The sequence below is a fragment of the Streptomyces sp. NPDC096152 genome (genome assembly GCF_044763235.1).
In the GTDB taxonomy this organism is placed as follows: domain Bacteria; phylum Actinomycetota; class Actinomycetes; order Streptomycetales; family Streptomycetaceae; genus Streptomyces.
On sequence record NZ_JBIWFW010000002.1, the window covers coordinates 1,000,149 to 1,013,227 of the forward strand.

Annotated in this window: 8 protein-coding genes and 1 pseudogene; 6 read left to right on the forward strand and 3 right to left on the reverse strand. The window is 68.9% G+C overall.

Annotation, left to right across the window (positions count from 1 at the left end; genetic code table 11):
- Window positions 1–358 precede the first annotated feature (358 nt).
- Both ACIQ9G_RS10165 and ACIQ9G_RS10170 read left to right on the forward strand, forming a co-directional pair.
- Window positions 359–553: a hypothetical protein gene (locus ACIQ9G_RS10165; RefSeq protein WP_403607878.1), complete on the forward strand. Its 195-nt coding sequence runs from the start codon at window positions 359–361 to the stop codon at window positions 551–553.
- A gap of 491 nt (window positions 554–1,044) precedes the next feature.
- Window positions 1,045–1,393, forward strand: a pseudogene (locus ACIQ9G_RS10170) (MFS transporter); the annotation flags it as partial.
- 24 nt (window positions 1,394–1,417) lie between these two features.
- Here the strand turns inward: ACIQ9G_RS10170 and ACIQ9G_RS10175 are convergent.
- Window positions 1,418–1,963, reverse strand: coding sequence for a hypothetical protein (locus tag ACIQ9G_RS10175; RefSeq protein WP_403607965.1), 546 nt, complete (start codon window positions 1,961–1,963; stop codon window positions 1,418–1,420).
- Window positions 1,964–3,024: 1,061 nt separating this feature from the next.
- Between ACIQ9G_RS10175 and ACIQ9G_RS10180 the strand changes: the two genes are divergently transcribed.
- The 4 genes from ACIQ9G_RS10180 (at window position 3,025) to ACIQ9G_RS10195 (ending at window position 11,208) form a co-directional block, all read left to right on the forward strand.
- The gene (locus ACIQ9G_RS10180) at window positions 3,025–4,194 is read left to right on the forward strand and encodes an exonuclease SbcCD subunit D (RefSeq protein WP_403607880.1); all 1,170 of its coding nucleotides are present in this window, start codon (window positions 3,025–3,027) and stop codon (window positions 4,192–4,194) included.
- A gap of 1 nt (window position 4,195) precedes the next feature.
- The gene (locus tag ACIQ9G_RS10185) at window positions 4,196–7,210 is read left to right on the forward strand and encodes an AAA family ATPase (RefSeq protein ID WP_403607882.1); all 3,015 of its coding nucleotides are present in this window, start codon (window positions 4,196–4,198) and stop codon (window positions 7,208–7,210) included.
- Window positions 7,211–7,972: 762 nt separating this feature from the next.
- Window positions 7,973–8,650, forward strand: a complete 678-nt coding sequence (locus tag ACIQ9G_RS10190) for a restriction endonuclease (protein ID WP_403607967.1) — start codon at window positions 7,973–7,975, stop codon at window positions 8,648–8,650.
- Between the two features lie 152 nt (window positions 8,651–8,802).
- Window positions 8,803–11,208 (forward strand): Helicase associated domain protein, encoded by a 2,406-nt coding sequence (locus ACIQ9G_RS10195; protein ID WP_403607884.1) that lies wholly within the window; start codon window positions 8,803–8,805, stop codon window positions 11,206–11,208.
- A 164-nt stretch (window positions 11,209–11,372) separates the two neighbouring features.
- On the opposite strand, the gene ACIQ9G_RS10200 is transcribed toward ACIQ9G_RS10195, so the two are convergent.
- Both ACIQ9G_RS10200 and ACIQ9G_RS10205 read right to left on the reverse strand, forming a co-directional pair.
- On the reverse strand, window positions 11,373–11,684 hold the full coding sequence (locus ACIQ9G_RS10200) for a hypothetical protein (protein WP_403607886.1): 312 nt from the start codon (window positions 11,682–11,684) through the stop codon (window positions 11,373–11,375).
- A 25-nt stretch (window positions 11,685–11,709) separates the two neighbouring features.
- Window positions 11,710–12,225 carry a hypothetical protein gene (locus ACIQ9G_RS10205; protein ID WP_403607888.1) on the reverse strand — a complete coding sequence of 172 codons (516 nt, stop codon included), beginning with the start codon at window positions 12,223–12,225 and terminating at the stop codon, window positions 11,710–11,712.
- Between the last annotated feature and the right edge of the window lie 854 nt (window positions 12,226–13,079).

Sequence of the window (13,079 nt, forward strand, 5' to 3'; positions counted from 1 at the left end):
GACAAGGTAAAGAGCGAAGCCGCGGGACCTCCCAACCAGCCTTGACGCCACCGCGCGCTACTACACCACTGCGGTCCAACGCCGTTGCGTTAGGGGTCCCTCTCCAAAGACCATCGGATGGTGGATCACGGTCAGGTAATACGTCGCCATGAACTCACCGATCAGGAGCGGGAGTTACCCGCTCCGCTGATACCGCGAGCCGTCACGGGGCGGCCACGCATCGCGGACCGGCAGGTCATCTACGGCATGGCCTACAAGATCCGGAGGGGTGTCTCCCGGCTCGCGGAGCCGGGCCGGCAGGCGCCGTGGAGTCGGTCGCGTCGGGCCGGCTGCCGTGGGTCGGGGAGCCACCGTGATCATGAACGTGACGACGCACCCGCCGGTGTGCGCACCGTGCGTGCCCCTCACCCTGCGCCTGTGTCCTCGCATGCAGGGCGCCGTCGCCTTCCGCGTCGGCCACGTCATCGTCGACGACGTATACGGCCAGCTCTACACCCCTGCCGGACCGGTCGCGGGTGAGAGGCGCGTCCTGTTCGACGACGGCCCCGCCTGAAGTGGATGTATGCCACGCAGCGGGCCGCGGCCCTCTCCCGGTGCGTGCCCGTCGACCTTCGCCCGCCCGAGCGACACGCCGATGACGTCACTCAGGCGGTCGGCCCTCTGTCCGCCGGCGCTTCGCGGCGCGGGGCGCCGGCCGCCGAGTACCGCCCGTCATGTGTCATCCCACCGAGAGAGGAACACCCGATGCGGACTGAGGCCGAACCGCCCGCACCGCACCTGGTGCGGCAGATCCTCACCGTCCTCGAGACCGACCACGAGTTCCCCGCCTTGCTCCACCGCGTCGCTGGAGTACAGCGAGGACTGGCAGTGCCTTCACCGGCTGCCAGGCCGTGGCGGACTGGCAGCTCGAGCAGGACGTGCCCGCGCTGTTCGCGGAGGGGCTGCGTGCAGGCGTAACGCCGATCTCTGGCTGGAAGGGGCGCGTTTCACAGATCGGGCGGGGAGCGGCTACGCACTGCGGCCGCGCTGTCGCTGCTGCTGGGCATGGTGCTCGGCGTCATGGACCAGGTGATCGTCGGAACCGCCTTGCCCCCGATGGTCGGCGAGCTCGGCGGGCTGAGCCTGTTGCCGTGGGTAGTGACGGCCTACGGGCTCGCCACCGCCGTCACCACCCCGTTGTGGGGCAAGTTCGGCGACCTCTTCGGCCACCGCCGCACCTTCATCTGCGCCATCGCTCTGTTCTTCGTCGGCTCCATGGGCGGCGGGGCTGGCCCAGGACATGACGCAGCTGTTCGCCTTCCGCGTGGTCCAGGGGCTCGGCGCGGGCGGGCTCATGGTCGGCGCCTTCGCCCTCATCGGCGACCTGATCCCCGCCCCGGCCGACCGGGTCAAGGTGCTTCGTGTGTGCAGCGTGAGGTCATCCTCGGCGGTGCTCGCCCCACAAAGGCAGGATCGGAGGCAGGTCGCTGAGCCCGCGAGCTGGCCGCTTGGGCATCGGCGACTCCCCGTCGTCCCCGTCCCAGCGGCGTGCGTATTGGTCCGGAAGGCTGCCCCAGCCCCAGTAGGGGACTGGCCGGTCGGGTGCCTCGCCGAGTTCGTCGAGGGGGTCGATGCGCTGTTCCGCCACCGTGCACAGGTGGGCCCAGTCGTCGCCCATATCGAAGACATAGGCGAACTGCTCGCCGGCCTGCAGCCTGCTCAACTTGGTGGCATGGCCGTCCACGGTGCCGTCCGGGGCCTCGCCGTCCCACCAGTCCAGAGGGCTGACCCTGGCGCCGTCGGACAACGTGAACAGGTGCAGATGGGCCAGGTCCCAGCGGCCGAAGGCGAGATCGATGGCCGTGGCGAACTGGGCGAAGGAGTGTGAGCGCGCGGCGGCGAACACCCGGCCGGGGCGAGGCCACAAGTCCGCACCGTGCCCGGAGACCAACTCCACCCGGATGGAAAGCCAGGTACGTGCCACGATCACAACCCCTTCATGCGTCAGGTCCCCGAGCCGGCACCGAGGCTACTGAGTGCGACTGCCAGGCGGGGAATCGAGCATTCCCGCCGACGCCGGCAGGTTGGAGACCCAGAGCACCGTCGCCTCAGCGACGGTGGACGCCAGCGTTCAACTCCGCGAGCAGGCGCTGTACCAACTACACGTTGGCAGATGCGGATCTATGATTGCACTTTGAGTAGAAAATATGGATGAGCTGTGGAGGAAGGGTGGACGGCTCTGCTGGTGGCCGGGGTCGGTGTGGTGGGCACCTTGGGGGCCTCGCTGTTGACGCAGAGCCAAGCGGACCGGACGAAGCGGGACGAGATGCAGGCGGCAGCGCGGCAGCGGCGGGAGGAGCGTGACCACGCAGAGGCCATGCTTGAGACCGAGGCAAGCCCGCAAGCACGCTGAGGAATCAATTGTCTTGCGCAGGGGCTGTTACATCGCTCTGAACACGGCCGCACGTCAGTACCTGACGGCCCAGGTCAGCTTCTTGCACGCACTACGTAACGGGGCCGGTGTCGAGGTCGCGCTCGAGGACTCGAGGCTCGTCGCACCACGCACCGGGAAAGCTATGCCGAGGCGCAGATGCCATGCTCACCACCCCCGAAGAGGTCCCCCAGCAGCTACGGGACATCTTCACCGAGGTGCAGGCCCTCGCCTGCTGACCTGCTGCTGCGCTCGCCGCTGCAGCATGCGCTCCTTGCGCTGCTCGTCGGTCGGCGCCGCCCAGGCGTGCCATCCGGCCTCCGCAGTCCATTGCCGCGCGTGAGCGCGGGCTTCGATTCCGCACCACCGGCAGCCCCCGGGCGCCACAGTGTGCTCGGTCCTGGCAGAACGCGATAAAGACATCACATCCTCCTTCCCCCACTGCTTATCTTGCCTCCTGCCACTGACAATCACCCGCGAGCCGCGTCCGGCTCCGCCACCCGTCAGCGCAGACGAAGAAACCTTTCCCTCACGTGTCCCGAAGCCTCTGAAACAAGACCGTTTATCGGGAAAACTGCCCGTAGCTCCCACCACACTGGTTACGGTCTGTGCCCATGAGGTTCCTGCACACCTCGGACTGGCATCTCGGCCGCCGGTTCCACGGGGAAGATCTGATCGACCACCAGCGCACGGTCCTGGACCACATCTGCGCCGCCGCCCGCACCCAGAAGGTGGACGCCCTGCTGATTGCGGGCGACATCTACGACCGTGCCATCCCAAGCCTGGACGCGGTACGCCTGTTCGACCGGGCTCTGCACCAGCTCGCCGACCTCGGCATCCCCACCGTCATGATCAGCGGGAACCACGACTCGGCCCACCGCCTCGGCACCGGCTCCGGCCTGTACGCCAAAGCCGGCGTCCACCTGCGCACCGACCCCGCCGACGCCGCCCGCCCCGTCCTCCTCGACGACGAGCACGGCCCCGTCGCCGTCTACGGAGTGCCCTACCTCGAGCCCGCCCTGGTACGCACCCAGCTGGACGCCGAGACAGCCTCCCACCAGGCCGTGCTCACCTCAGCACTGGACCGCATCCGCGCCGACCTCGCCACCCGCCCGGGCACCCGCTCCGTCGTCCTCGCCCACGCCTTCATCACCGGCGCCACCAGCAGCAAAAGCGAACGCGACATCAGCGTCGGCGGCGTCGCCCACGCCGACGCCGACCTCTTCGACGGCATCGACTACATCGCCCTGGGCCATCTCCACCGCCCGCAGCGCGTCAACGACCGCATCCACTACAGCGGCTCCCCGCTGGCCTACTCCTTCTCCGAGACCAACCACACTAAGTCCCTCACCCTGGCCGACCTGCCGGCCGACGGCGCCCCCACGGTCACCCGCCATGACATCCCGGCCGGCCTCCACCTGCTGCTGGCCCGGCTGACCGGCCGCATCGAGGACCTGCTGACCGACCCCGCACACGAACCGCTCAGCGAAGCCTGGCTGCAGGTCACCCTCACCGACACCGCCCTGCCGTACGAGGCGATGGCACGCCTCAGACAGCGCTTCTCCAAGACGCTGGACATGCAGCACGTGCCCGCTGGTATCCCGGCACAGGCCACCGACAGCCCCACCTACCGCGAACGGGTACGCGGCCGCGGCGACCTCGACATCGCCCACGACTTCATCACCGCCGTGCGTGGCACCCCACCCACCACCGCAGAGGCAGACCTCCTGCAAGAGGCCGTCGACGACATGCGCGTGCGCGCCCAGGAGAAGGAAACCGTCTGACATGCGTCTGCACTCCCTGCACCTGCAGGCCTTCGGCCCCTTCGCCCGCCGCCACGCCGTCGACTTCGACGCCCTGTCCGCCGACGGCCTGTTCCTGCTGCACGGCGACACCGGCGCCGGCAAGAGCACCCTGTTCGCCGCCATCTGCTTCGCCCTCTACGGCCTGCCGCCTCACGAACGCAACATGCGGCTGCGCAGCGATCACGCTCCCGCAGACCTGCTGACCGAAGTGACCCTGGAAGTAACCCTGGCCGGCAAGCGCCTGCAGATCCGCAGGATCCCCGCCCAGAAGCGACCCCACCTGCGCAACAGCGCAGAACTCGTCGGCCAGAAGGCCGAAACCTACCTGCACCAGTGGGTCCTCGACGAACACGGACACGGCCGGTGGGAAGGCGTCATCAAGTCCCACAAGGAAGCGGCAGAAGAGATCAAGTCCCTCCTGCGCCTGACCCGGCAGCAGTTCTGCCAGGTCGTCCTGCTCCCGCAGAACGAGTTCACCAAGTTCCTGCGCGCCGATGCATCTGAACGCCGGGTCCTGCTCGGCACCCTCTTCGGCACCCGCCGCTTCGGCCTCATCGAAGAATTCCTCGCCACCCGCAAAACGCTCACCGCGAAGACGCGCGACGAGGCCCGCGCCGACGTCCTGCGCCTGGCCGAACGCATCCAGCAGGCAGCCGGCGACGACCTCGAACCCGCCCAACACGCCCCTCGGGCCGACGACCCCGCCACCCTCACCGCACCCGCCCGCGCCTGGGCCAGCACCCTGCACCGCCAGGCCCTCACCCTCCAAGACGCCGCAACCACCGCCGCCGAGACCGCCGAGCAGCAGCTGGCGCACGCCCGGATCGCAGAACAGGCCGTCCGCGACCTCCACCGTCTCCAGCAGACCCACCGCACCACCGCACACGACCTCGGCCTGCTCCACGAGCAGACCGCCCACCACGACCGCCTCGCCAACCGCCGCGAGCGCGCCGTGAAAGCCCAGCAACTGCAATCCGTCCTGGAGACCGCACACACCGCCGACCTCGAGCACACCCGTGCCCTGGACGACGACAGCCGCGCCCGCGCCCTTCTGCTGCCCGAACACGCATCACTCGACGCCGCCGCCCTCACTCACGCCGCGCAGCAACTGCACGCCGACACCGGCGCCGTCCAGGCGCTGCTGCCCGACGAGGCCACCCTCCAGCGCCACACGGCAGAACTGGACGCACTCGACCGCGAGCGCCGGCAACTCACCGAAACCCTCACCGACGCCCAGGAACGGCTCAACACCCTTCCGCAACACCGCGCCGACCTTGCCGCACGCCTGGAAGACGCCCGCAGCGCACAGGAGACCAGCCGCGAACTCACCCCCACCCTCAACCTCGTCGAAAAACAGCTGGAAGCCGCCAGACGCCGTGACGCCCTCGACCAGCAGATCAGCGCCGCCCACAAAGTCCTCAGCCAGGCCGAGAATGACTCCGAGCAAGCCGCGAAAACGTACATCGACATTCGGCGCCGTCGCACGGACGGCATCGTCGCCGAGCTAGCCGGCCGGCTCGTCGACGGCGAAGACTGCCCCGTATGCGGTTCCCCCACCCACCCCGCACCCGCCACTGCCCAGCCCGGCCAGCCCACCGCCGCCGACGAACAGGCTGCCGAAGCCGCCCACACCCGCGCCCAGCAGAGCGAGAACACGGCCAAAGAGGCCCTGGCCCAGCTGAACGAACAGGCCGCTACAGCACGCGGTGAAGCCGGCGGCGACACCCCCCTCGCCGACCTCACCGCCCACCGCACCGCCCTCGAACAACACCTCGCCGACGCCCTCTCCCAGGCATCCGACGCCGGACCGGCCGGCGAACAACTCGCCCTCCTGGAAAAGGAACAGGCCGAAACCGAGCACACCCGCAACACCGCAACCGCACGCCTGGGCGCCGCCGACGCCACCTACGACAGCCTGCACACTCAGCGCGAAGAGCTCACCCACCGCCTGGCAACCGCCCTCAACGGGCACGCCACACTCGCCAACCGCATCACCGACCTCACCCAGCACGCCGGCCGCCTCGAGGCCGCCGCCGTGTGCGCGGCCACCGTGACAGCAACCGCCGCAAGCCGCCACAGCGCCGCCGCTCTCGCGGAGCAGGCAGCGCACGCGGCAGGCTTCACTTCCCCGGCCGAAGCCTCGGCCGCCCGCCTGCCCGACGACGAACTCACCGCGATCGAGAGCCAAATCACCCACTGGCGTGAACAGTGCCTCGTATTGACCGCCCGGCTCGCCGAACCCGAACTGCAGGCAGCCATCACCCAGCCACCAGCCGACCTCGAGCACGCCGTCACCGAACTGAACACCGCCACCACAACCCACTCCCGCACGGCAGCCCTCGCCACCCAGGCCGCCGACCGCGCAACCGCCCTGGCCGCCCTCACCGCTCAGCTGGACACCCAGATCCAGCGGCTGGAACCCCTCGAGGACACCTACCGCACCGTCGATCACCTCCACGGCCTCATCAGCGGCGGCTCACCCAGCAACCAGCTCCGCATGCAACTGGAGTCCTACGTCCTGGCAGCCCGTCTCGAAGACGTCGTCGACGCCGCCAACACCCGCCTGTCACGCATGTCCCACCACCGCTTCACCCTCGTCCACTCCGACGACAGAGCCGCCCGAGGCGCCAAATCAGGCCTGGACCTCAAGGTCCTCGACGCCTGGAGCGGACACAAACGCCACACCGACACCCTCTCCGGCGGCGAATCCTTCTACGTCTCCCTGGCCCTCGCCCTGGGCCTGGCCGACATCGTCACCGCCGAAGCAGGCGGCCAGGCACTGGACACCCTCTTCATCGACGAAGGCTTCGGCACCCTCGACGAAGACACCCTCCACCAAGTCCTCGACGTCCTGGACTCCCTACGCGCCCACGACCGCACCGTCGGACTCATCAGCCACGTCCCCGAACTGCGCCGCCGCATCACCCAGCGCCTGCACATCGCCAAGCACATCGACGGCTCCACCCTCACCCACCTGACCGAAGCGGCCGAATGACCGCACGATGGACGCCGGACCCGTCCACGGCCCTCGCCGACCAGAACGCAGGGCCCCAGGCCACGGACACCTGCCGATCTCCAGTCCGCCGTGGGGCCAAGGCGTAGCCACAACCGCGGGGCTGCCCATAGCCCCCTCGGCCCCCGCCGAGAAAGGCAGCCCCACAGCGCCCCCGCGTCGAAAGCCGCACATCCCCTGAAGGCAGCCGCCTGCCTCTCAGACGGATCGCATCGAACACGTATTGCTTCATGCCATTTCTGAATGTGATCGAAGTGTTGGAAACAGAGCACTGCGGTGCGTGAGCACTCGCATCGGCCACCAGAGCCGTACCAGTACACGCCAGTCCAGTCCGCATGACAGGGGTTTCCGCAGGCCCGAGGACTGCTGTCCCGCATGTTCGAAACACCGCCGGACGCATGCCCGCATCACGGCGGGTTTTCGAGGCCATGCCATGGCTTCCACTGATCAAACCGGCGGATTTGTCAGTGCCCGCTGCTACACCAATTCCCAGAGATCAGACCGCAGTTGGCGGCCTGACGACACGGAGGAGGAAGCAGTGGCGAAGCCGCCCGAGGGCTACTACAAGGTGCGAAGTCATTACCGGCGCAAACCCCGCCCGAGCGCGAAGAAACTGAGCGGCTGGTCGATCGCAGGGCTGGTCGCGGTGGTGTGGCTATGGAGCCAGCTCATCGGCTTCGGAGAGGCATCCCCGAAAACGCCGCAAACCCCTACACCATCAGTACCAGCGAGCGTGGGCCGCTGATGCCCCGCCGCTCACCCCGGCTGCGCCCACCCCGCGGCGGCAAGGAACAGGCCGCGGCCGCGGCCGTCGCTTGCGCCGTACTCTGGCTGCTGGCCAAGATCGTCACAGCCACTTGGCAGGCAGCCGTCCGCGTCTGGCCGTTGCTCGCCCTCCTTGCGGCTCTCGCCCTCGGGTACGCAGCCTGGCGGCTCATGCGTGCGGCACGGGCCCGGAAGATGCGGGCCGAGACGTTGGCCCGGCTGAGGATCACGCTCGCACAGCTCGACGCCATGGACGACCGGGCTTTCGAATTCGCACTACGTGATCTGCTTCTCCGGGACGGCTGGAACGCACGGCAGGTCGGCCGACAAGGAGACCAAGCCGCCGACGTCATCGGCGAGGACCGCCAGCGCGGCAGAATCGTCCTGCAGGCCAAGCACACCACCGTCGCCGGCAAAGTCGGCTCCTCAGTGATGTACCAGGTCAAAGGAACCGCAGGCCCCGCGCACGGAGCCGATACCGCAGTCGTGGTCACCAACGGCTCCTTCACCCGGGACGCCAAAACATGGGGCGAACGCCACCAGGTGCACTGGGTCGACCGGGACCGCCTGCGCCGGTGGGCCGAACACGGCACGCCCCTGCAAGACCTTCTACGCCTGCCCACGGCACGCAAGACAGCCTTCCGCCGGGCTGCCTGAAACCAAGCGGAGAAAGCCCGACCCCGAACACCGATCACGGGGCGCGCATGGCTCTCAGCGCGCCCCCGCCAGAGCAGAGACACTGCGCCGCACCCCTGCTGTACGCGAGAATGAAGCGAGCCAGCCCCTCACGTATACCGAGGAACCGCGCGATGACCGCCAGCCCCACCGCCACAGAACACACCGGGCGTCTGGTCCTGCGCACGGACCAGCAGGAGGGCCTCGCCAAAACGGTCCGCCACCTGCGCCGCCCGCGCACCCGTGGGCACGCCGTCTCGGCCTGCGGCACCGGCAAGACTCTCTTCGCACTGCGCGTAGCCGAGGAACTCGGCGTGCGGCACCTGGCGGTGGCGGTGCCCAGCCTGGACCTGGTCGCACAGTGGGCGGCGGCCGCCCGCGCAGACGGCCGCCGCGAGCCGATGATCACCGTCTCCTCGCTGCGCGCCGCCTCCCACCCGCTCCTCGCCGAGGCCGAAGTCGACTCGGCCAACGCAGGGGAGTACCTGGCCTACTGGCTCGCCCGCCACCCCAAAGCGACCGTGTTCTTCACCTACGACTCGCTGTCCAAGATCGAAGAGGCCCAGCACTCCGCAATCTTCCCCGCCCCCCTCTTCGGCCTGCTGATCGTGGACGAAGCCCACGCCACGGCCGGCACCTGGGAGAAGAACTGGACCGGGCTGCACGACAACGAGCGCATCCCTGCCGAGAGACGCCTCTACCTCACCGCCACCCCGTACGTGTGGGAAGCCCCCCGCCTGACCGAGCCCCCCACCACCAGGGCGCAACCCAAGCGCACCACCGCCACCGCACCCGCCTGGGACGACCCATCCCTGCTGGCGACCATGGACCAACCGAAGATCTTCGGCCCCCGCCTACACACCTACTCCCACGCCGACGCCATCGACGACGGCGTCCTGGCCGACTACCAACTCGTCGTCCCCACCGTCACCGACACCGAACTACGCACCGCACTCACCGATCCGCAAGCCGGGCCCACCGCGCGCCGCACCACCGCCCTGCACCTGGCCATCCTCAAAGCCATGCGCGAGCAAGACCTGCAGCACGTGTTCGTCTACTTCCAGCAGATCGCCGACGCCGCCGACTTCGCCCGCCAGTTCGCCCATACCCTGCACACCCTCCCCGACGAACTGCGCCCCGACTGGGCGCGCGAGACCGTCGTGCAGTCCATCGACGGCACCCACAGCCCCCACCGGCGCGCCGACATCATCGCCCGCTTCACCGACGCCGAGCGGGGAGTACTGGCCAACGCCAAGATCCTTGGCGAAGGCGTTGACCTGCCCGCCGTCGACGGCGTCGTCTTCGCCGACCGCACCGCCAGCGTCCGCCGCATCGTCCAAGCCCTCGGCCGCGCCCTACGCAAACCCCCCACCCTCAAGACGAAGACGGCCAGCCTCGTCATCCCGGCCTACATCCCGCCCGGCACCGACCCCACCGACCTCCTCGGCACCCCCTACCAAGCCCTCTGGCTGGTCACCGCCGCCCTACGCCACCACGACCAGACCATCGCCGCCCGCGCCCCACGGGCCAAGAACCAGCACCCCGCCCGCGACTCCCACACCTACATCACCCGCCGCTTCCGCTTCGACCACACCCTCGACCCTTCGGCGATCGCCCGCGCCCTCGACCTGCTGGTGTGGCCCTCCAGCGGCGCCGTCCTGTCCGCCCCCCGCCGCGCCGGTCTCGCCGCCGCCATCCGCTACCACGCCGAACACGGCCACCTGCGGGTGCCCGCCGACTACGAGGACGCCTACGGCTATCGGCTGGGCTCCTTCATCACAGGCCAGCGCACCGCCTGCCGCGCGGGCGCCCTCGATGCGGCGTGGATCGCCGAGCTGGAGGCGCTCGGCATGGTCTGGGACGAGCACGAGGCCCTCTGGCAGGGTCACATGGCCACCGTCGAGGCCTTCCACGCCGAGTACGGCCACCTCGCCGTCCCCGCCCACCAGCCCGGTGGCCAGTTCCTCGCCGACCAGCGCACCGCCGCCCGCAACGGCCGTCTCGCCCCTGCCCGCGACGCCGAACTCACCGTCCTTGACCCGGACTGGAAACTCCCGCACGGCCCCGACTGGCACCGCAAGTACCACGTCATCCGCCGCCACATTGAAGCTGGCACCCACCCCGCCACCCTGACCCGCGACACGGTCATCGGAACGGTGAAGGCCGGCAGCTGGCTGCACCGCCAATTCACCACCTGGACCCACCTCGCCCCCGGGCAGCGCGACCTACTCACCCGGATCGGCCTCACCCCCGACCAGGCTCCCCCCAGCACCGGCGCCCCGAGGCGGCGCACCTTCGCCCAGACCGCGCGGATCCTCGGCCTGTTCGTCGAGCGCTGGGGACGCACCCCCGGCGCCCGCGAGTGGATGGAGGTCGACGGTGAACGCGTCATGATCGGCCCCTGGCTCGCCAAGGCCCGCACCAGGCTGAACGCCGGGCAACTCCCGCCCGGCCAGACGCAGATGCTGACCGCGACCCTCGCCGAGTACGGCATCGAGGCAATCTCCGCTCCTGGCACCACCGAGCCCGAGAACGGGTGAGGACCGGCCGCCGAGCGCAACTCGGTCGCCAGTCCTTGTACTTCGTGCTGCCCCGCGTGATCGGCTGGGGAGCGGTGTCATGGCATGGGTCTTGTTGCAGAGCGTGGCGGAAACCAAGGGAACGCTGCGCAGGCGGGGTCCATGATGGGCGTTCTGGCCTTCTATCAGCGGTCGATGTCGTCGAAAAGACTGCGCTGTTCTGGAATCGGTTGGGTGCTCTGCGGGGTCTCCCGTCGGTAGGGGGCGGGGCCGGGAGCCCCGCCGCGGGGGGCTTCGTCCGGCTCCTCGCGGACCTGTTGGTAGATGTCGCGCGCGCGGTCGAACTCACCGGCTGTGCGATTGTCTAGTCGTCGCTCAAAGGCTTGGCTGTACCAGAACAGTGCGTCATCGACGGGGTCGTTGTCTGTGTCGCCATTGAACTCGTAGGCCCAGTCGTCTACCCGCCGTTCTAGGCAGGGAACGAGTTCACGGCGCACGTGATCGAACAGGCTCTCGCGTTCTTCATCGGTGGACGGGTGCGTCGTCGGCGAGCGCGGTGTACGCCTCCCACATCTCCTCGTCGTCGTAGTCCGGTTCGACCAGGTCCGGAGTCAGGGTGTTGCTGTCCGGATCCAGCTCCTCGGACTGGGCCACCACCTCGACCAGGAACTTCTGTGCCGCCTCCATAAGGCCGGGATCCTGTGTCCACAGCCCGAACTCCAGGCTACGACGGGAACTTTCCGTGCCGTTGGCGCTCCCCAGCCACAGCCGGCTGGGCCTGAACCCGAAGACGTCGGCTACCGTGCCCGATCCGTCCTCGTCGTGCCACCAGAGCTCACCTAGCAGCAACATCTTGGTGTGCAGGATAGGAACGAGATGATCTCCGGCCTTGCGGTAGCCGAGGCTGCGCAGCGCGGGCCACTGGATGTCCGGTGACGCTGAGCCGGGACCGAGTACTGGTGCCGCGCCGTCCTCATGGAGGCGCAGTCCCTCCAGATGAGGCAGGGCCCGAGCAGGGAAGCCGACCGCGTCCTTCACCGCATCGGCTACCCTTTGCAGATTCTCCAGGGAACGCGGGCCCCGCGGCTGCTTGCTGGGACCACCACGCACGCGGACAAGAACTCGGCGATCCGGCACAGCAGTTCAGCGTCGTCCACCCACAAGAACGCCCCGAGCATCCCGGGCCCCAGGCTGCGTGATCGACGCTTCCGCTCCAACTCGTGCCGGAACGTGTCGATCCCATCGACGAGACCAGTGAGCACGTTCGTCCCGAACTGGGCGGACCCACCTTCCGCTGCGACCGCCTGCACGTTGAATTGGTGAGAGAACGACGCACTCATACAACCCCTCCCGTTGCACGAGCATTATGGCGCGCTTCCCGCCCTCCCCCGTCAAGGCTTCCGATCAGGTGGGAACATGCCGTCGTCGCACCCCAATTCCTGGCAGTGGCGGTGCGACTCCCGACCGGCCCGGCCACATACTGAGAAATGGTCAACCTCCCATGCGGGCTGAAGCCGGTTCTGCGGGCACCAGGCGAGAGCCGATGGCGGGGGAGACCCCGAACTCAAATCTTCCATAGTTTTGAAACCAAGGAAGCACCCCCGATAACCGCTTGCCTTGTTCGCCTATCTGACGAGGCACCAATAGGAGGCGGACGGGACAGCTGGGTTCCCCAGTCGGCCAGGGCCGGCCACGGAGTGGACGGTCCCTCAACTCACCTTGAATACAGTCAGCCTGCAAAGGAAAACCAAGCCGGGCCCGATCGCGGAGCGATCGGGCCACACCTCTGATCCGCGGAGCGGATCAACCGGTCCCGGAGGGACCTGGCGGTCTCCGCGGAGCGGAGACGGGTACCGACGCGTAGCGTCGGCGCGTCGTTCCTGCGGAGTAGG